Here is an 18,185-nt window from a genome sequence, read left to right on the forward strand (position 1 = left end):
AAGCGCGGCATACACAAGGCCCTGTGGGAGCCGGGCTTGCCCGCGATGCAGACTCTACGGTGTCTCAGGTGCACCGTGTCGTTACTATCGCGGGCAAGCCCGGCTCCCACATCCACCGCTGGTCTGCTAGGCTCCCGCCCTTCTTCGCCGCCCGTCATATGAGAACCCCCGCGTGCCCGACGCCATTTTGCGCCTCGCCCTGCCCTCGCCCCTGCGCCGCCTGTTCGATTATCGGGCACCCGCCGGCGTATTGCGGTCGCAGTTGCAGCCGGGCATGCGCGTGCGCGTGCCGTTTGGCCGGAGGGAAATGATCGGCATCCTGGTAGAAGTCGCCGATCACAGCGAAGTGCCCGCCGAGAAGCTCAAGCCTGCCGTGGCCATCCTCGACGCCACCCCGCCGCTTCCACCTGCGCTGTTCAAGTTGTGCCTGTGGACCTCGCAGTATTACCAGCACAGCCTCGGCGATACCTTGAGCTGGGCGCTGCCGGTGCTGTTGCGCCAGGGCGAATTGGCCGAGGCGCGCCAAGAGCGTTTCTGGTCGATGGTACCGGGGGCGCGCATGGACGACCCGCGCATCGCCCGCGCCCCGCGCCAGCGTGAAGCCCTGGCGACCCTGGCCCAGCATCCCCACGGCGTCGCCCATCAGCTGTTAAGCAAGTTGATGCTGAGCAAGGACAGCCTGGACTTGCTGCTCGCCAAGGGTTTGGTGCAGGTGGAGATCCGCAAGCACGCCCCCGGCGAACGCCACGAACACTGGCTGGCCCAGCCGGAGCTGCCGCTCAATCCGGAACAACGCGCCGCCTATGAAGCGATTCGCGCCGGCTTCGACAGCTTCCACGCGTTCCTGCTGGCGGGCGTCACCGGCAGCGGCAAGACCGAAGTCTATTTACAGCTGATCCGCGAAACCCTCGAGGCCGGCAAACAGGCGTTGGTGTTGATCCCCGAGATCAACCTCGGCCCGCAAACCCTGGCGCGCTTCGAGCAGCGCTTCAACGCGCGCATCGCCCTGGTGCACTCGGCGGTCAACGACCGCGAGCGCCTGGAATCCTGGCTCGCCGCCCGGGACGGCGAGGCCGACATTATTATTGGTACCCGCTCGGCCCTGTTCACTCCGATGAAAAATCCCGGGCTGATCATCATCGACGAAGAACACGACGGCTCCTATAAACAGCAGGAAGGCCTGCGCTACCACGCCCGCGACCTGGCACTGGTGCGGGCCCGCCAGGAAAACATCCCGATTGTGCTGGGTTCGGCCACGCCCTCCCTCGAAAGCCTGCACAACGCCTACACCGGTCGCTACGGCCTGCTGCGCCTGAACGAGCGGGCCGGCGGCGCCAAGCAGCCACGCTTCCTGCGCCTGGACGTGAAAAGTCGCCCGCTGGACAGCGGCATTTCCGGGCCGATGCAACAAGCCATAGGCCAAACCCTCGCGGCGGGCCAGCAAGTGCTGGTGTTCCTCAACCGCCGGGGTTTTGCGCCGACGCTGCTGTGCCATGACTGCGGCTGGATGTCCGAGTGCAAGCGCTGCGACGCGCGAATGACCGTCCACCAGCGTTCCGGCGAGTTGCGCTGCCATCACTGCGGCCATGTGGAACGGGTGCCACGTCACTGCCCGCAGTGCGGCAAGGTCGACTTGCGCCCGGTGGGCGCAGGCACCGAGCGCGCCGAGGAGCGGCTGGGCATTCTGTTCCCGGATTACCCGGTGCTGCGGGTCGACCGTGACAGTACGTCGCGCAAGGACGCGATGAATCAGCTGTTCGCCACGATCCAGAAGGGCCAGCCGTGCATTTTGGTGGGCACACAGATGCTTGCCAAAGGGCATCACTTCCCACGGGTGACCCTGGTGTCGATCCTGGATGCCGACGGCGGGTTGTTCTCCGGGGATTTCCGCGCCAGCGAACGGATGGCACAGCTGATCGTGCAGGTCGCAGGCCGCGCCGGGCGGGCTGAAGAGCCAGGCAAGGTGATCATCCAGACGCATCTGGCCGACCACCCATTGCTGATTCAACTGACAGAGCAAGGTTACTTTGCCTTCGCCGAGCAGGCCTTGAGCGAACGCCGCTCGGCCGGCTTGCCGCCGTTTGCGCATCTGGCGCTGCTGCGGGCCGAGGCGCACAAGCCGGGGCAGGCCGAAGGCTTCCTGGATGAAGCGTGCAGCGAGGCTGAACGTTTGCTTGGGGGACTGGGTCTGACCGGCATCGAACTGCTCGGCCCGGTACCCGCGCCCATGGAACGTCGCGCCGGGCGTTACCGTGCCCAGCTGCTCTTGCAAGCCAGTGCCCGCGCCCCGCTGCATCGTTTATTAAGCAGTTGGTTACTTGCCCTGGAGCAAATGCCCAGCGGGCGACAAGTGAGATGGTCGTTGGACGTAGACCCGGTAGATTTGTATTAAGCCTGGCCATAGGTCCAGCGAAGGTTGGCAAGCCCGCCCTCCCCACGGATAATGCCCAGTTTTTCCACCTGCGCATCGCGCGCCACCGCTTGCGGTCGAAAGAGAACACCATGAAAGACACCATTCGCCAGCTGATCCAACAAGCCCTCACCCAACTCGTCAACGAAGGTGTGTTGCCTGAAGGCCTGACGCCGGCGATCCAGGTGGAAAACACCCGCGACAAGACCCACGGTGATTTCGCCAGCAACATTGCGATGATGCTGGCCAAGCCGGCTGGCCTGAAGCCTCGCGACCTGGCGGAAAAAATCATCGCCGCGCTGCCGGCCGACCCGCAGGTGACCAAGGCTGAAATCGCCGGCCCGGGCTTTATCAACTTCTTCCAGAACACCCAGGCCCTGGCTTCGCGCCTGGACGCGGCCCTGGCGGATGCCAGGATCGGCGTACGCAAGGCTGGCCCGGCACAGCGCGTGGCTATCGACCTGTCGGCGCCGAACCTGGCCAAGGAAATGCACGTAGGTCACTTGCGCTCAACCATCATTGGTGACGGCGTGGCGCGGGTCCTGGAATTCCTCGGCGACGACGTAATCCGCCAGAACCACGTGGGCGACTGGGGCACCCAGTTCGGCATGTTGATGGCCTATCTGCAGGAAAACCCGATCACCAGCAATGAGCTGTCGGATCTGGAGAACTTCTACCGCGCCGCCAAGAAGCGTTTCGACGAATCCGAAGAATTCGCCGACCGCGCCCGTGGCCTGGTGGTCAAGCTGCAAGCCGGCGATGCCGAATGCCTGGAGCTGTGGGGCCGCTTCCGCGAGATCTCCCTGTCCCACTGCCAGGAAATCTACGAGCTGCTCAACGTCAAATTGACCATGGCCGACGTCATGGGCGAAAGCGCCTACAACGACGACCTGATCAACGTGGTCAACGACCTCAAGGCCAAGGGCCTGCTGGTTGAGAGCAACGGTGCCCAGTGCGTGTTCCTCGAAGAATTCAAGACGGCCGACGGCGACCCGCTGCCGGTGATCATCGTCAAGGCCGATGGCGGCTACCTCTACGCCACCACCGACCTGGCCGCCGTGCGCTACCGCAGCGGCGTGCTGAAAGCCGACCGCGCCCTGTATTTCGTTGACCAGCGCCAGGCCCTGCACTTCCAGCAAGTGTTCGAAGTGGCGCGCCGCGCCGGTTTCGTCACCCACCCGATGCAGATGGAACACATGGGCTTCGGCACCATGAACGGCGCCGATGGCCGCCCGTTCAAGACCCGTGACGGCGGCACCGTGAAGCTGATCGACCTGCTGAACGAAGCCCAGGACCGCGCCTACAACCTGGTGAAGGAAAAGAACCCGGAGCTGGCCGAAGCCGACCTGCGCAATATCGCCCGCGTGGTGGGGATTGGCGCGGTGAAATACGCCGACCTGTCCAAGCACCGTACCAGCGACTACAGCTTCAACTTCGAGCTGATGCTCAACTTCGAAGGCAACACCGCGCCGTACCTGCTGTATGCCTACACCCGGGTGGCCGGTGTGTTCCGCAAGCTGGGCAAGGACTTCAGTGAAGTCGAAGGCCAGATCAACCTTGAAGCGCCGCACGAGCAGGAACTGGCGGCCAAGCTGGCGCAATTCGGCGAAGTGCTGAACAGCGTTGGTGAAAAAGGCACGCCGCACATCCTCTGCACCTATTTGTACGAAGTCGCCGGTTTGTTCTCCAGCTTCTACGAGAACTGCCCGATCCTGACCGCAGACGACGAAGCCCAAAAGCAGAGCCGCCTGCGCCTCGCCGCACTGGCAGGACGGACCCTCAAGCAAGGCCTGGAATTGTTGGGCCTGGAAACTCTGGAGCGTATGTAAGTTGGCTGCCAAGAAAAAACCTGCACCCAAGCGCGGCGCCAGCCGCTACCAGGCACCTGCGAAGAAACCTATTCCGGGCTGGTTGTGGATGGCGATCGGCCTGACGGTCGGTGCGTTTGTCGTGTTCCTGATGAAGCTGGACCCGGGCAAGGGCGATGACGTCAAACGGGTCAAGCAAGAGCAGCAGAGGGCCACGAAAATGGCCGAAGCGAACAAGACCGTCCCGAGCCCGACTGCGCCGGTGAAGCCGAAGTACGACTTCTACACATTGCTGCCGGAATCGGAAGTGATCGTGCCGCCGGATGCCGTACCGGAAAAAACCCTGCCGACGCCACAGCCTGTGCCGACCACACCTGTGACTCCGGCGGAAGCGGCGAAAATCGACACTGCACGGGCCCAGGCGGCATTGGCCGGGATTACCCCGCCGCCACCACCGCCAGTCGCTACGACTAAAGCAGCGCCGGTGACCAAGTTCTTCCTGCAGGCGGGCTCGTTCCCGAAACAGGCGGATGCGGACCGTGTGCGTGCGCAGATCATTCTGTTGGGGCAGGCGGTGACGGTGGAATCCGGGACGGTTAAGGATGCGACCTGGTATCGCGTGCTGGTAGGGCCGTTCAGCAACCGTGAACAGCTGACCGTGGCCCAGAAACAACTGGCGGGTGCAGGGTTTAGCAACCTGTTGTTACAACAACGCCAAAGCCGCTGATCGGCCCCGACTCCGAGGTCACAGCAGATCAAATGTGGGAGCCGGGCTTGCCCGCGATGGCGGTGGAACAGTCAATATTTTCGGTGACTGACCCACCACCATCGCGGGCAAGCCCGGCTCCCACATTGGTTTTCATTGTATTTAAAACCTCGGTTCACACAGATTCACCACTCGTCCGCCCTCTCGTCCTACAGTTGAAATCCCCCCCGCCACCCCCATATGAGTTCCATCAGGGCATTTTCGCCCCGCAGCGTGGAGACTCTCCCCTTGACCACCATCGTTTCAGTTCGCCGCCACGGCAAAGTCGTCATGGGCGGCGACGGCCAGGTTTCACTTGGCAATACCGTGATGAAAGGCAACGCGAAAAAAGTCCGTCGCCTGTACCACGGCCAGGTCCTCGCCGGTTTCGCCGGCGCCACCGCTGACGCCTTTACCCTGTTCGAGCGCTTTGAAGGCCAACTTGAGAAGCACCAGGGCCACCTGGTCCGTGCCGCCGTCGAACTCGCCAAAGAATGGCGCACCGACCGCTCCCTCAGCCGCCTCGAAGCCATGCTGGCCGTCGCCAACAAAGACGCCTCCCTGATCATCACCGGCAACGGCGACGTGGTTGAACCCGAAGAAGGCCTGATCGCCATGGGTTCCGGCGGCGGTTACGCCCAGGCCGCTGCCAGCGCCCTGCTGAAGAAAACCGACCTGTCGGCCCGGGAAATCGTCGAGACTGCCCTCGGTATCGCTGGCGACATCTGTGTCTTCACCAACCACAACCTGACCATTGAGGAGCAGGACCTCGCCGAGTAAGCCGCAGGCTTATTCCCGCTTGAGGACCGCCAATTACTATGTCCATGACTCCCCGCGAAATCGTCCATGAACTCAATCGCCATATCATCGGCCAGGACGATGCCAAGCGCGCCGTTGCCATCGCCCTGCGTAACCGCTGGCGCCGGATGCAACTGCCCGAAGAATTGCGCGTTGAAGTAACCCCCAAGAACATCCTGATGATCGGCCCGACCGGTGTCGGTAAAACCGAGATCGCCCGGCGCCTGGCCAAACTGGCCAATGCTCCGTTCATCAAGGTCGAAGCCACCAAGTTCACCGAAGTGGGCTATGTGGGCCGTGACGTCGAGTCGATCATTCGGGACCTGGCCGACGCTGCCCTGAAGCTGCTGCGCGAACAGGAAATGACCAAGGTCAGCCATCGCGCCGAAGACGCCGCCGAAGAACGCATCCTCGACGCCCTGCTGCCACCAGCACGCATGGGCTTCAACGAAGACGCCGCACCGAGCTCGGATTCCAACACCCGCCAGCTGTTCCGCAAGCGCCTGCGTGAAGGCCAGCTGGACGACAAGGAAATCGAGATCGAAGTCGCCGAAGTGTCCGGCGTCGACATCTCCGCACCGCCTGGCATGGAAGAAATGACCAGCCAGTTGCAGAACCTGTTCGCCAACATGGGCAAGGGCAAGAAGAAAAGCCGCAAGCTCAAGGTGAAGGAAGCGCTGAAACTGGTGCGCGACGAAGAAGCCGGGCGCCTGGTGAATGAGGAAGAGCTCAAGGCCAAGGCCCTGGAAGCGGTCGAGCAGCACGGCATCGTGTTTATCGACGAGATCGACAAGGTGGCCAAGCGCGGTAACTCCGGCGGCGTCGACGTATCCCGCGAAGGCGTGCAGCGTGACCTGCTGCCGCTGATCGAAGGCTGCACCGTCAACACCAAGCTGGGCATGGTCAAGACCGACCACATCCTGTTTATCGCTTCCGGTGCGTTCCACCTGAGCAAGCCGAGCGATCTGGTGCCGGAGCTGCAAGGCCGTCTACCAATTCGCGTTGAGCTGAAAGCACTGACGCCAGGCGACTTCGAACGCATCCTCAGTGAGCCCCATGCGTCGCTGACCGAGCAATACCGCGAACTGCTGAAAACCGAAGGCTTGGGCATTGAGTTCCTGCCGGACGGTATCAAGCGTTTGGCCGAGATCGCCTGGCAGGTCAACGAGAAGACCGAGAACATCGGTGCCCGTCGTTTGCACACCTTGCTTGAACGCCTGCTGGAGGAAGTGTCCTTCAGTGCTGGCGACATGGCGGGCGCGCAGAATGGCGTGGCGATCAAGATCGACGCCGACTACGTCAACAGCCACTTGGGCGAATTGGCGCAGAACGAAGATCTGTCTCGTTATATCCTGTAAGCCACATATAGAACCGGCCTGCATAGCAGCCTGGCTTGTGTGGGAGCTGGCTTGCCTGCGATAGCCTCACCTCGGTGCAACTGATACACCGAGGCGCTGCCATCGCGGGCAAGCCCGGCTCCCACAGAGACCAGGCTCCTGCACGATGCCGGTTCCTTCAGGATCATCTCTGAGCGGTTCCCCAAATGACCAAACTGCCTACCGCCATCAACCTGCACAAAGCCTCCAAGACCCTGGGCCTTACCTACGGTCCTGACGAGGTGTATCAACTGCCCGCCGAATTCCTTCGCGTGCACTCCCCCTCCGCCGAGGTCCAGGGCCACGGCAAACCGATCCTGCAATTCGGCAAGCTCAATGTCGGTTTGACCAAGATCGAACCCGCCGGCCAATACGCACTGAAATTGACCTTCGACGACGGTCATGACAGCGGATTGTTCACCTGGGACTACCTCTATCAACTTGCCGTGCGTCAGGACGCGCTGTGGGCTGACTATCTTGCCGAACTGAAAGCCGCCGGAAAAACCCGCGACCCGAGCCAGTCGGTCGTACGGCTGATGCTCTAGCTCAGGCCTCTTGCTCATTAGTGGGCATTTTCTAATTCCATCTGCTTGAATGCCCCTCTGTCGTGGCCAACGATTGGCCCGCTTGCGAAAAAAATTAAACTCGGGTAACCAATGGAACTGGCAAGTTCCCTGCATTTGACGATGCGGTATTAACGGTCACCCGAGCAGTAGTACCAGGCTGTGCTGTGTGGCAAGTAGTGGTACACAGCGGTACCCGGTACTCGTCTGTCGGACAATGGAGCGTCGTAGATGAGTAACAAGAACAACGATGACTTGAAACGCCAAGCCTCGGAAAACACCCTGGGGCTGAACCCGATCATCGCGTTACGGAAAAAGGATTTACTGGCATCCGCTCGGATGGTGCTGACCCAGGCCATCAAACAACCGTTGCACAGCGTCAAGCACGTCGCCCATTTTGGCGTCGAATTGAAGAACGTGGTGTTCGGCAAATCACAGCTGACACCCGAGGCCGACGACCGCCGCTTCAACGACCCGGCGTGGACCCAGAACCCGCTCTACAAACGTTACCTGCAAACCTACCTGGCGTGGCGCAAGGAGCTGCACGACTGGATCGGTGACAGCAACTTGTCGGAGCACGACATCAGCCGCGGTCACTTCGTCATCAACCTGATGACCGAGGCCATGGCGCCTACCAACAGTGCGGCCAACCCGGCGGCGGTCAAACGCTTCTTCGAAACCGGCGGCAAGAGCCTGCTGGATGGCCTGTCGCATCTGGCCAAGGACATGGTGCACAACGGCGGAATGCCGAGCCAGGTCAACATGGGCGCCTTTGAAGTGGGCAAGAGCCTGGGCACCACCGAAGGCGCCGTAGTGTTTCGCAACGATGTGCTGGAGCTGATCCAGTACCGGCCGATCACCGAGCAGGTGTACGAACGCCCGCTGCTGGTGGTGCCGCCGCAGATCAACAAATTCTATGTATTCGACCTGAGCCCGGACAAGAGCCTGGCGCGCTTCTGCCTGCGCAATAACCAGCAGACGTTTATCGTCAGTTGGCGCAACCCCACCAAGGCCCAGCGCGAGTGGGGCCTGTCGACCTATATCGAGGCGCTGAAAGAAGCGGTCGATGTGGTGAGCGCGATCACCGGCAGCAAAGACATCAACATGCTCGGCGCCTGCTCCGGCGGCATCACCTGCACCGCCCTGCTGGGCCACTACGCGGCGCTGGGCGAGAAGAAGGTCAACGCCCTGACCCTGCTGGTGAGCGTGCTGGACACCACCCTGGACACCCAGGTGGCGCTGTTCGTCGACGAGCAGACCCTGGAAGCGGCCAAGCGCCATTCCTACCAGGCCGGCGTGCTGGAAGGCCGCGACATGGCCAAGGTGTTTGCCTGGATGCGCCCCAACGACCTGATCTGGAATTACTGGGTCAACAACTACCTGCTGGGCAACGAACCGCCGGTGTTCGACATCCTGTTCTGGAACAACGACACCACCCGCTTGCCGGCCGCGTTCCACGGCGACCTGATCGAGCTGTTCAAGAACAACCCATTGGTGCGCGCCAATGCCCTCGAAGTGTGCGGCACGCCGATCGACCTGAAGCAGGTCACCGCCGATATCTATTCGTTGGCCGGCACCAACGACCACATCACACCGTGGCAGTCCTGCTACAAGTCGGCACAGCTGTTTGGCGGCAAGGTTGAGTTTGTGCTGTCCAGCAGCGGGCATATCCAGAGCATCCTGAACCCGCCGGGCAACCCCAAGTCGCGCTACCAGACCAGCGACACGATGCCGGGCAAGGCACTCGACTGGCAGGAGAACGCCACCAAGCACACCGATTCGTGGTGGCTGCACTGGCAGGCCTGGCAGGCGGAGCGGTCGGGCAAGTTGAAGAAGGCGCCGACGGCGCTGGGTAATAAAGCGTACGCAGCGGCTGAAGCGGCGCCGGGCACATACGTTCACGAAAGGTAGGCTGGAATGGGATCAAATGTGGGAGCTGGCTTGCCTGCGATGGCATCAACTCGGTATGCCTGATACACCGCAGCGTCTGCATCGCAGGCAAGCCAGCTCCCACATTAACCGTGTTCCCGCAGGGAAATAGCGCCATTTTGCAGGGTAAGCCCATGCCGCAACCGTTCATCTTCCGTACCATCGACCTGGATGGCCAAGCCATCCGCACGGCGGTACGCCCGGGCAAGCCTCACTTGACGCCGCTGCTGATTTTCAACGGCATCGGCGCCAACCTTGAGCTGGTGTTTCCGTTCGTCCAGGCCTTGGACCCGGACCTGGAAGTGATTGCCTTTGATGTGCCAGGCGTCGGCGGTTCGTCGACCCCCAGCCGGCCTTATCGCTTTCCCGGCCTGGCCAAACTCACCGCGCGCATGCTCGATTACCTGGACTATGGCCAGGTCAACGCGGTAGGCGTTTCCTGGGGCGGCGCGCTGGCGCAGCAGTTCGCCTATGACTATCCGGAGCGCTGCAAAAAACTGATCCTCGCCGCCACCGCCGCCGGCGCCTTTATGGTGCCGGGCAAACCGAAAGTCTTGTGGTTGATGGCCAGTCCGCGGCGTTATATCCAACCGTCCCATGTGGTGCGCATTGCCCCGATGATCTACGGCGGCTCCTTCCGTCGGGACTCCAAGCTGGCCGCCGAACACGCCAGCAAAGTGCGTTCGGCGGGCAAGTTGGGCTACTACTGGCAACTGTTCGCCGGGCTTGGCTGGACCAGCATCCACTGGCTGCACAAGATCAAGCAACCAACCCTGGTGCTGGCCGGCGACGACGACCCGCTGATCCCGCTGATCAACATGCGCATGCTGGCCTGGCGCATACCCAACGCTCAACTGCACATCATCGACGACGGTCATCTGTTTCTGATTACCCGGGCCGAGGCCGTGGCGCCGATCATCATGAAATTTCTCCAGGAGGAACGCCTGAGGGCGGTGATTCACCCGCAACCTGCGCTTTAGACGGCGGCGGTCAGGACGACCGCGCCGCGCAACTTGGCCAGAACCAACTATGGTTCTGAATTGGCGTGCTTGTTGATGGCTTGACGAAGGAGTGTTGGCGCATGCGAGAAAGACCCGTATCGAACCCGGTGCCCACACCCGCCGCGTTCATCAATGCACAAAGCGCGATCACCGGCCTGCGCGGCCGGGATTTGCTCTCGACCCTGCGCAGCGTCGCCGCACACGGCCTGCGCAACCCGGTGCATACCGCCCGCCACGCCCTGAAGTTGGGCGGGCAATTGGGCCGTGTGCTGCTCGGGGAAACGGTGCACGAGCCGAACCCGGCCGACAGCCGTTTCGCCGACCCGACCTGGCAGCTCAACCCGTTTTATCGGCGCAGCCTGCAAGCCTATTTGAGCTGGCAGAAGCAGACCCGTCACTGGATCGACGACAGTAACCTGAGCGCCGACGACCGGGCACGGGCGCACTTTGCCTTTTCCCTGCTCAACGATGCGGTGTCGCCTTCAAACAGCCTGCTCAACCCACTGGCCATCAAGGAACTGCTCAATTCCGGCGGCAACAGCGTGGTGCGTGGCGTCAGCAACCTGTTCGACGACCTGCTGCACAACAATGGCTTGCCGAGGCAGGTCACCAAGCAGGCCTTTGAAGTCGGCAAGACGGTGGCTACCACGCCGGGCTCGGTGGTGTTTCGCAACGAACTGCTGGAGCTGATCCAGTACAAGCCCATGAGTGAAAAACAGTACGCCAAGCCGCTGCTGATCGTGCCGCCGCAAATCAACAAGTACTACATTTTCGACTTGAGCCCGAACAACAGCTTCGTCCAGTTCGCCCTGAAAAATGGCCTGCAGGTGTTTATGGTCAGCTGGCGCAACCCGGATGTACGCCACCGCGAATGGGGCTTGTCCACCTACGTCGCCGCTCTGGAAGAAGCAGTGAACGTGACCCGCGCAATCACTGGAGCCCGCGAAGTCAACCTGATGGGCGCCTGCGCCGGGGGCCTGACCATCGCCGCGCTGCAAGGCCATCTACAGGCCAAGCGCCAGCTGCGCCGCATCTCCAGCGCCAGCTACCTGGTGAGCCTGCTGGACAGCCAGATCGACAGCCCCGCCACCTTGTTCGCCGACGAACAAACCCTGGAAGCCGCCAAGCGCCGCTCCTATCAACAAGGTGTGCTCGATGGACGCGACATGGCCAAGGTGTTCGCCTGGATGCGTCCCAACGACCTGATCTGGAATTACTGGATCAACAACTACCTGCTGGGCAAGGAACCACCGGCCTTCGACATCCTGTACTGGAACAACGACAACACCCGCCTGCCCGCCGCGCTGCATGGCGACTTGCTGGACTTCTTCAAGCACAACCCGCTGAGTCATCCCGGTGGCCTGGAAGTTTGCGGCACGCCCATCGACTTGCAGAAGGTCACGGTGGACAGCTTCAGCGTGGGCGGGATCAACGACCACATCACGCCGTGGGACGCGGTGTACCGCTCAACCCAACTGCTGGGCGGCGACAAGCGCTTCATTCTGTCCAATAGCGGGCATATCCAGAGCATCCTCAACCCGCCAGGCAATCCCAAGGCCAACTACGTCGAGAACCTCAAGCTGAGCAGCGACCCGCGTGCCTGGTACTACGACGCCGATCATGTCGAGGGCAGTTGGTGGCCCAATTGGCTGGCGTGGATCCAGCAGCGCTCCGGTGTGCAGCGCGAAACCCTGACCGCCCTGGGCAACCAGAATTACCCACCGATGGAAGCGGCGCCGGGCACTTATGTGCGGGTCCGCTGAGCCCAACGAAGACCTTAAGAAGACTGGATGAAGACCCGCGACCGTATCCTTGAATGTGCCTTGCAGTTGTTCAACCACAAGGGCGAGCCGAACGTGTCGACCATGGAGGTGGCGAATGAAATGGGGATCAGTCCCGGCAATCTCTATTACCACTTCCATGGCAAGGAGCCACTGGTGCTCGGGCTGTTCGAGCGCTTCCAAGCCGAATTGGCGCCGTTGCTCGACCCTCCTGACGACGCCCAACTGGCGGCCGAGGATTACTGGCTATTCCTGCACCTGATCGTGGAGCGTATGGCCCACTACCGGTTCCTGTTCCAGGACTTGTCAAACTTGGCGGGGCGTTTGCCGAAACTGGCCAAGGGCATTCGCAACCTGCTGACGGCGCTCAAGCGCACGCTGGCCTCGTTGCTGGCCCGACTCAAGACGGATGGGCAATTGGTCAGTGACACCCAGGCGCTGGGGCAGTTGGTGGAACAGATCACCATGACCCTGCTGTTTTCCCTGGACTACCAACGGATTCTCGACCGTGAGGGTGAGGTGCGGGTGGTGGTGTACCAGATCATGATGCTGGTGGCGCCGCATCTTTTGATGCCGGCGAGGCTGGCGACAGAGAGGTTGGCGCTCAGGTACCTGGACGACGCGGACTAAAATGTGGGAGCGGGCTTGCTCGCGAAAGCGAAGTGTCAGTCAGCACATGTGTGACTGATCCACCGCTTTCGCGAGCAAGCCCGCTCCCACATTGGATTTGTGTTGTTCTGTAGATTCCATAAAAAACGCCCGACCTTTGCAGGCCGGGCGTTTTTAGGCGTCCCGTAAAAATCAGGACTGACTGGTAGGCGTCGGGGTTGCCGGCGTTGCAGTCGGGGTAGCAGCAGCGTGGGTCGGTGGGGTCACCGAGTTGGTCGCTGGCGCAGGGGTTGCAGGCTTGGCCGCTACCGCTGGCTTTGGCGCTGCTGGCTTTTTGGCTACGGCCGGCTTCTTCGCCGCGGCCGGTTTGGCAGCCGGCTTGGCCGCTACAGGTTTTGCAGCCGCAGGTTTGGCGGCGGGTTTGGCTGCAACCGGCTTGGCTGCTGGTTTCGCAGCGGCTGGTTTGGCAGCAGACTTCGCTGCAGCAGGTTTAGCGGCAGCGGTTTTAGCCGCTGGCTTGGCTGCTGCTTTGGCTGCCGGCTTGGCTGCAGGTTTTGCAGCTGCTTTAGCGGCCACTGGTTTAGCGGCAGGCTTGGCGGCCGGTTTAGCCGCTGCGGTTTTAGCCGCAGGCTTGGCAGCCGGTTTTGCAGCCGCTTTGGCCGACGCCTTGGCGGCTGGCTTGGCTGCTGGTTTGGCGGCGGCCTTGACCAGCGGTTTAGCGGCGGACTTTGCAGCAGGCTTGGCCGCTGCAGTTTTCGCAGCCGGCTTGGCAGCCGGTTTAGCCGCAGCGGTTTTAGCCGCAACTGGCGCAGCTTTAAGGCCGGTGAGTTTTTCGATTTGCTTGGTCAAGGTATCGACCTTGCTGTGCAGCGCTTTCACTTCAGTACGGCTAGGTACGCCGAGTCGCGAAATGGCACTGTTCAGGCGCTTGTCAAAAGCCCCTTCCAGTTCGCCCCACTTATCGCTGATACGTGATTTGGCAGAACCGGCGGAAGCCTTTGCCGCATCGACTTGTTTACCCACTGTGCTCTTGGTCAACTTCTCGGCCTTCTCGCCGTCTTTAACCAAAGTCTCGAAGTATTTACCGCCGTCACTGCTCACCTTCGAGTACACGCCTAAACCGGCCAGCCAGATCTTGCGGGAGTATTTTTCAACTTCCCCGATCCACGAGCTGCCTTCTTTATCAGTAGTCTTTTTACCAGCCATCCCGTTGTCTCCTTAGTGTTTACGCGCGACACGTTCGAGCAATGCCGTCAGCTCATCGAGCTTAGCAGAGAGTGTCTCCACGTCATGTTTAGACGGAATGCCGATCCGATTCAAGGCACTTCCAACACGACTATCAAAAGCACGTTCAACTTTATCCAGTTGCACTTCGACTCGACCTTTGACGCCGAAGACTTCGCTCTTGACTTGATCAATCTGACTGTTGGCAGCATCAAGTTGTTCAATCACAACTTTTTTGCCTTTACTTTCAACATGTTGACCAGTCTTAACGAGCTCTTTGAAGTACTCGGCGCCCTCGCTTCCAACCTTGGCATAAGCCCCCAAACCGGCCAACCAGATCTTGCGGGCATAGGATTTAACGTCAGTCAGGGCGTTAGTTCCGGTAGCAATTTTTTTCTTCAAAATAACTTTGGCCATGGTGCACCTCACGCATAAAGGGGGGAGGAACTGCCCACAGAAGTTGAGGGCTTGGGCACAAAGTAGGCAGAAAAATTAGAATCGGCACCCTAAGAAGGACAAAAATCAGGCCAGGGCTTTATCCAGCGCCTTCTCGATTTCGGACTTGATGGTGCCACTCATGGCGGACATCAACAGGCCCAGTTCGACTTCGATCCGCAGGGAATCTTCAGCCACTTTCACGGTGCCTTTAACGCCCGAACGTTTGAGGTTCAGTGTGTCGCCGGCCCACGAAGACTCCAGGCCATATTGATCCTTGAGTTTGCTCGCCAACTTGTCGGCTTTTTCTCGGGCAGCGTCTTTGCCCAGTGTGTGAGCACGTTCAACCTGTATACGGGCCATTTGAATGACTCCTCGTTATAGAGACTTGTCGACCCGCCATGCGGCAAAAGGTCTCGGTGACCACCTATCTTACCTTCAGCCTTGCCAAGACAAAGCATGCCTTGGGGATTAGAATGCCCCCATTCTCTTTTGGTGACAGCGATATGACTGATCAGCGCAAAGGCAGCGATGCCGAACCCACCACTCACTTCGGCTTCAAGAACGTCCCGGAAAGCCAGAAAGCGGAAAAAGTCGCCGAGGTGTTCCACTCGGTAGCCGCCAAGTACGACTTGATGAACGACGTACTGTCCGGCGGCATGCACCGCCTGTGGAAGCGCTTCACCATCGAGTTGTCGGGCGTACGCACCGGCAACCGCGTGCTGGATATCGCCGGTGGCACAGGCGACCTGGCGGCCAAGTTCTCCAAGCTGGTGGGCCCAACCGGCCAAGTGGTACTGGCCGACATCAACGGCTCGATGCTCAAGGTCGGCCGCGACCGCCTGTTGGATAAAGGCGTGGCGGGCAATATCGAATTCGTCCAGGCCGACGCTGAAAAGCTGCCATTCCCGGACAACCATTTCGACTGCGTCACCATCGCCTTCGGCCTGCGTAACGTGACCCACAAGGAAGACGCGCTGCGCTCCATGTTGCGCGTGCTCAAGCCCGGTGGTCGCCTGCTGGTGCTGGAGTTCTCCAAGCCGACCAACGCGCTGATGTCCAAGGTCTACGACACCTACTCGTTCGCCTTCATGCCGTTGATGGGCAAGCTGATCACCAATGACGCCGAAAGCTACCGCTACCTGGCCGAATCGATCCGCATGCACCCGAACCAGGAAACCCTGAAGTCGATGATGGTAGAAGCCGGTTTCGACCGCGTGACCTACCACAACATGACCTCGGGCATCGTCGCCCTGCACCGCGGCATCAAGCCCTGATGCTGTTCGCAGGCCTTCTCGCCAGCGTTGAACACGGCCTCAACCGTGTACTGCGCCTGGACAGCACCGCCCTGGCACGGCTGGCGCACCTGAACGGCAGGATCATCGCCGTCGATTGCACCAGCCCCGCCTTGCAGCTGTTTATCCTGCCCAGCGATGAAGGCCTGTTGCTGGCGTCCCACTGGGCCGCCGACGCCGACTGCACCCTGCGCGCTTCCGGCTCAAGCCTGCTGCGCCTGGCCCTGAGCCGGGACAAGACGGCGATCCTCCACGGCCCGGACGTGGAACTTGAAGGCGACAGCGCGGTGCTGATGGACCTGGCCGCCGTGCTGCAAGACCTGGAACTGGACTGGGAGTACGAGCTGTCACGCTGGCTCGGCCCGGTGGCCACCCAATTGATCAGCGGTCACCTGCGCAGCCGCACGCGCTGGTACCAGCAGGGTTTCGCCAGCCTTAACCAGAACCTCGCCGAATACCTGAGCGAAGAATCGCGCACCCTGGTCGGACAACGGGAAGCGGAAGCGCGCTTTCGCGAACTCGACCAGGCCAAACTCGACCTGGAACGACTTGAGGCGCGCTTCGAGCGCCTGAGCCGCTCCCTTGATTCAAGCGATAACGCATGAAGCTGCTCGCCGTCCGCCGTTTGTTTCGTATCCAGCGCGTCGTAATCCGCTACCGCCTCGATGACCTGCTGTTCGCCCTGCCGCTGCCGTGGTTCCTGCTGGCGGTGCGCTATGTGCTGCCGTGGCGCTGGTTCCCGCGCAAAACCCTCGAGCTGAGCCGTGGCGCGCGCCTGCGCCTGGCGTTGCAGGACCTGGGGCCGATCTTCATCAAATTCGGGCAGATCCTCTCCACCCGCCGCGACCTGTTGCCCGAAGATATCGCCGACGAGCTGATGCTGTTGCAGGACCGCGTGCCGCCGTTCGACTCGCAACTGGCAGTCACGCTGATTGAAGAGCAACTGGGCAAGAAGATCAGCGAAGTCTTCAGCCGCTTCGATATCGCGCCATTGGCTTCAGCCTCGGTGGCCCAGGTGCATGCCGCGCAACTGAAAAGCGGCGAAGAAGTGGTGGTGAAGGTGATCCGCCCGGGCCTTAAGCCGATCATCGGCCAGGACCTGGCGTGGCTGTTCATCCTCGCCCGCGCCGCCGAGCGCTTCTCTGCCGATGCGCGCCTGCTGCACCCGGTGGACGTGGTGCTGGATTACGAGAAAACCATCTACGACGAACTCGACCTGCTGCGCGAAGCCGCCAACGCCAGCCAGCTCAAGCGCAACTTCGAAGGCTCGCAGCTGCTGTACGTGCCGCAAGTCTATTGGGACTGGTGCCGCCCGAAAGTGCTGGTGATGGAGCGCATCTACGGCGTGCAGGTCACCGACCTCGCGACCCTGGCCGACCAGCGCACCGACATGAAAATGCTTGCCGAGCGCGGCGTGGAGATTTTCTTCACCCAGGTGTTCCGCGACAGCTTCTTCCACGCCGACATGCACCCCGGCAACATCTTCGTCAGCACCGTGAACCCGTGGAGCCCGCAGTACATTGCGATCGACTGCGGCATCGTCGGCAGCCTGACCCCGGAAGACCAGGACTACCTGGCGCGCAACCTGTTTGCCTTCTTCAAGCGTGACTACCGTCGCGTGGCGCAATTGCACATCGATTCGGGCTGGGTACCGGCTGAAACCAAACTCAACGAATTCGAAGCGGCGATCCGCACCGTGTGCGAGCCGATCTTCGAAAAACCGTTAAAAGATATTTCCTTCGGCCAGGTGCTGATGCGCCTGTTCCAGACCGCGCGGCGCTTCAATATGGAAGTGCAGCCGCAGCTGGTACTGCTGCAAAAGACCCTGCTGAACATCGAAGGCCTGGGCCGCCAGCTGTACCCGGACCTGGACCTGTGGAACACCGCCCAGCCGTTCCTCGAGCGCTGGATGCGTGACCGCGTCAGCCCGAAAACCCTGCTGGGCAACCTGCAAAGCCAGGTCGAGCAACTGCCGCACCTGGCCAACATGACGCGCGACCTGCTGGAGCGCATGTCCCAGCCCCACGCCCAGGACCCGGCACCGCCGTGGCACAAGCGTAAAGACGACTGGTTCCTGCGCCTGTTGGGCCCCGCGCACCTGGTGGGCGGTACGATACTGGCCGCCGGCGGGCCGCTGAACGAACTGGGCCACTGGCCGGCTGGCATCATGGTCGCCGTGGGCGTGTATCTGATCGTGCGTCGATAGCCAAT

At 61.3% G+C, this 18,185-nt stretch carries 16 protein-coding genes; 13 read left to right on the plus strand and 3 right to left on the minus strand.

Features of this window, described 5'->3' with window-relative positions; all coding sequences use genetic code 11:
* Positions 1 to 172 precede the first annotated feature (172 nt).
* From BLU46_RS14070 to BLU46_RS14115, 10 genes are all read left to right on the plus strand, one after another.
* A complete protein-coding gene (locus BLU46_RS14070; protein ID WP_093202608.1) occupies positions 173 to 2,392 on the plus strand; it encodes a primosomal protein N' in 2,220 nt (739 codons plus the stop codon).
* A 110-nt stretch (positions 2,393 to 2,502) separates the two neighbouring features.
* Complete coding sequence (argS, locus tag BLU46_RS14075) at positions 2,503 to 4,239, plus strand: arginine--tRNA ligase (RefSeq protein ID WP_093202613.1); 1,737 nt, start codon at positions 2,503 to 2,505, stop codon at positions 4,237 to 4,239.
* A 1-nt stretch (position 4,240) separates the two neighbouring features.
* Positions 4,241 to 4,945, plus strand: coding sequence for an SPOR domain-containing protein (locus tag BLU46_RS14080; protein ID WP_017478234.1), 705 nt, complete (start codon positions 4,241 to 4,243; stop codon positions 4,943 to 4,945).
* 267 nt (positions 4,946 to 5,212) lie between these two features.
* On the plus strand, positions 5,213 to 5,743 hold the full coding sequence (hslV, locus tag BLU46_RS14085) for an ATP-dependent protease subunit HslV (protein WP_003209323.1): 531 nt from the start codon (positions 5,213 to 5,215) through the stop codon (positions 5,741 to 5,743).
* Positions 5,744 to 5,781: 38 nt separating this feature from the next.
* Positions 5,782 to 7,119, plus strand: a complete 1,338-nt coding sequence (gene hslU, locus BLU46_RS14090) for an ATP-dependent protease ATPase subunit HslU (RefSeq protein ID WP_003209321.1) — start codon at positions 5,782 to 5,784, stop codon at positions 7,117 to 7,119.
* A 185-nt stretch (positions 7,120 to 7,304) separates the two neighbouring features.
* Positions 7,305 to 7,682: a gamma-butyrobetaine hydroxylase-like domain-containing protein gene (locus BLU46_RS14095; protein WP_017478232.1), complete on the plus strand. Its 378-nt coding sequence runs from the start codon at positions 7,305 to 7,307 to the stop codon at positions 7,680 to 7,682.
* Positions 7,683 to 7,931: 249 nt separating this feature from the next.
* Positions 7,932 to 9,611: a class II poly(R)-hydroxyalkanoic acid synthase gene (gene phaC, locus BLU46_RS14100; protein ID WP_093202618.1), complete on the plus strand. Its 1,680-nt coding sequence runs from the start codon at positions 7,932 to 7,934 to the stop codon at positions 9,609 to 9,611.
* Positions 9,612 to 9,763: 152 nt separating this feature from the next.
* Complete coding sequence (phaZ, locus tag BLU46_RS14105; RefSeq protein WP_003209316.1) at positions 9,764 to 10,609, plus strand: poly(3-hydroxyalkanoate) depolymerase; 846 nt, start codon at positions 9,764 to 9,766, stop codon at positions 10,607 to 10,609.
* Positions 10,610 to 10,710: 101 nt separating this feature from the next.
* On the plus strand, positions 10,711 to 12,393 hold the full coding sequence (gene phaC / locus BLU46_RS14110; RefSeq protein ID WP_093202621.1) for a class II poly(R)-hydroxyalkanoic acid synthase: 1,683 nt from the start codon (positions 10,711 to 10,713) through the stop codon (positions 12,391 to 12,393).
* Positions 12,394 to 12,420: 27 nt separating this feature from the next.
* A complete protein-coding gene (locus BLU46_RS14115) occupies positions 12,421 to 13,041 on the plus strand; it encodes a TetR/AcrR family transcriptional regulator (protein WP_063033474.1) in 621 nt (206 codons plus the stop codon).
* A 171-nt stretch (positions 13,042 to 13,212) separates the two neighbouring features.
* On the opposite strand, the gene BLU46_RS14120 is transcribed toward BLU46_RS14115, so the two are convergent.
* The 3 genes from BLU46_RS14120 to BLU46_RS14130 all read right to left on the minus strand — a co-directional run bounded on the left by BLU46_RS14120 (position 13,213) and on the right by BLU46_RS14130 (position 15,042).
* A complete protein-coding gene (locus tag BLU46_RS14120) occupies positions 13,213 to 14,226 on the minus strand; it encodes a phasin family protein (RefSeq protein ID WP_093202626.1) in 1,014 nt (337 codons plus the stop codon).
* A 12-nt stretch (positions 14,227 to 14,238) separates the two neighbouring features.
* The gene (locus tag BLU46_RS14125; RefSeq protein ID WP_017478218.1) at positions 14,239 to 14,661 is read right to left on the minus strand and encodes a phasin family protein; all 423 of its coding nucleotides are present in this window, start codon (positions 14,659 to 14,661) and stop codon (positions 14,239 to 14,241) included.
* 105 nt (positions 14,662 to 14,766) lie between these two features.
* Positions 14,767 to 15,042, minus strand: coding sequence for a polyhydroxyalkanoic acid system family protein (locus BLU46_RS14130; RefSeq protein WP_017478217.1), 276 nt, complete (start codon positions 15,040 to 15,042; stop codon positions 14,767 to 14,769).
* 143 nt (positions 15,043 to 15,185) lie between these two features.
* On the opposite strand from BLU46_RS14130, the gene ubiE reads away from it, so the two are divergent.
* From ubiE to ubiB, 3 genes are read left to right on the plus strand one after another with little or no spacing between them, the layout of a single operon-like run.
* The gene (gene ubiE, locus BLU46_RS14135) at positions 15,186 to 15,956 is read left to right on the plus strand and encodes a bifunctional demethylmenaquinone methyltransferase/2-methoxy-6-polyprenyl-1,4-benzoquinol methylase UbiE (protein WP_003209306.1); all 771 of its coding nucleotides are present in this window, start codon (positions 15,186 to 15,188) and stop codon (positions 15,954 to 15,956) included.
* The gene (locus BLU46_RS14140) at positions 15,956 to 16,579 is read left to right on the plus strand and encodes a ubiquinone biosynthesis accessory factor UbiJ (RefSeq protein ID WP_003209304.1); all 624 of its coding nucleotides are present in this window, start codon (positions 15,956 to 15,958) and stop codon (positions 16,577 to 16,579) included. Before ubiE ends, BLU46_RS14140 begins: the two co-directional genes overlap by 1 nt.
* Positions 16,576 to 18,180, plus strand: a complete 1,605-nt coding sequence (gene ubiB, locus BLU46_RS14145) for a ubiquinone biosynthesis regulatory protein kinase UbiB (protein ID WP_093202630.1) — start codon at positions 16,576 to 16,578, stop codon at positions 18,178 to 18,180. Before BLU46_RS14140 ends, ubiB begins: the two co-directional genes overlap by 4 nt.
* Positions 18,181 to 18,185 lie beyond the last annotated feature (5 nt).

Origin of the sequence: Pseudomonas yamanorum (assembly GCF_900105735.1) — a bacterium.
Classification (GTDB): Bacteria; Pseudomonadota; Gammaproteobacteria; order Pseudomonadales; family Pseudomonadaceae; genus Aquipseudomonas; species Aquipseudomonas yamanorum.

Bases quoted from the DNA above. Each gene is read 5' to 3' on its own strand.
- argS (WP_093202613.1), top strand. From the start codon at position 2,503: ATGAAAGACACCATTCGCCAGCTGATCCAACAAGCCCTCACCCAACTC.
- phaC (WP_093202618.1), top strand. From the start codon at position 7,932: ATGAGTAACAAGAACAACGATGACTTGAAACGCCAAGCCTCGGAAAAC.
- BLU46_RS14120 (WP_093202626.1), bottom strand. From the start codon at position 14,226: ATGGCTGGTAAAAAGACTACTGATAAAGAAGGCAGCTCGTGGATCGGG.
- hslU (WP_003209321.1), top strand. From the start codon at position 5,782: ATGTCCATGACTCCCCGCGAAATCGTCCATGAACTCAATCGCCATATC.
- BLU46_RS14115 (WP_063033474.1), top strand. From the start codon at position 12,421: ATGAAGACCCGCGACCGTATCCTTGAATGTGCCTTGCAGTTGTTCAAC.
- BLU46_RS14130 (WP_017478217.1), bottom strand. From the start codon at position 15,042: ATGGCCCGTATACAGGTTGAACGTGCTCACACACTGGGCAAAGACGCT.
- ubiB (WP_093202630.1), top strand. From the start codon at position 16,576: ATGAAGCTGCTCGCCGTCCGCCGTTTGTTTCGTATCCAGCGCGTCGTA.
- ubiE (WP_003209306.1), top strand. From the start codon at position 15,186: ATGACTGATCAGCGCAAAGGCAGCGATGCCGAACCCACCACTCACTTC.
- BLU46_RS14140 (WP_003209304.1), top strand. From the start codon at position 15,956: ATGCTGTTCGCAGGCCTTCTCGCCAGCGTTGAACACGGCCTCAACCGT.
- BLU46_RS14095 (WP_017478232.1), top strand. From the start codon at position 7,305: ATGACCAAACTGCCTACCGCCATCAACCTGCACAAAGCCTCCAAGACC.
- BLU46_RS14125 (WP_017478218.1), bottom strand. From the start codon at position 14,661: ATGGCCAAAGTTATTTTGAAGAAAAAAATTGCTACCGGAACTAACGCC.
- phaZ (WP_003209316.1), top strand. From the start codon at position 9,764: ATGCCGCAACCGTTCATCTTCCGTACCATCGACCTGGATGGCCAAGCC.
- phaC (WP_093202621.1), top strand. From the start codon at position 10,711: ATGCGAGAAAGACCCGTATCGAACCCGGTGCCCACACCCGCCGCGTTC.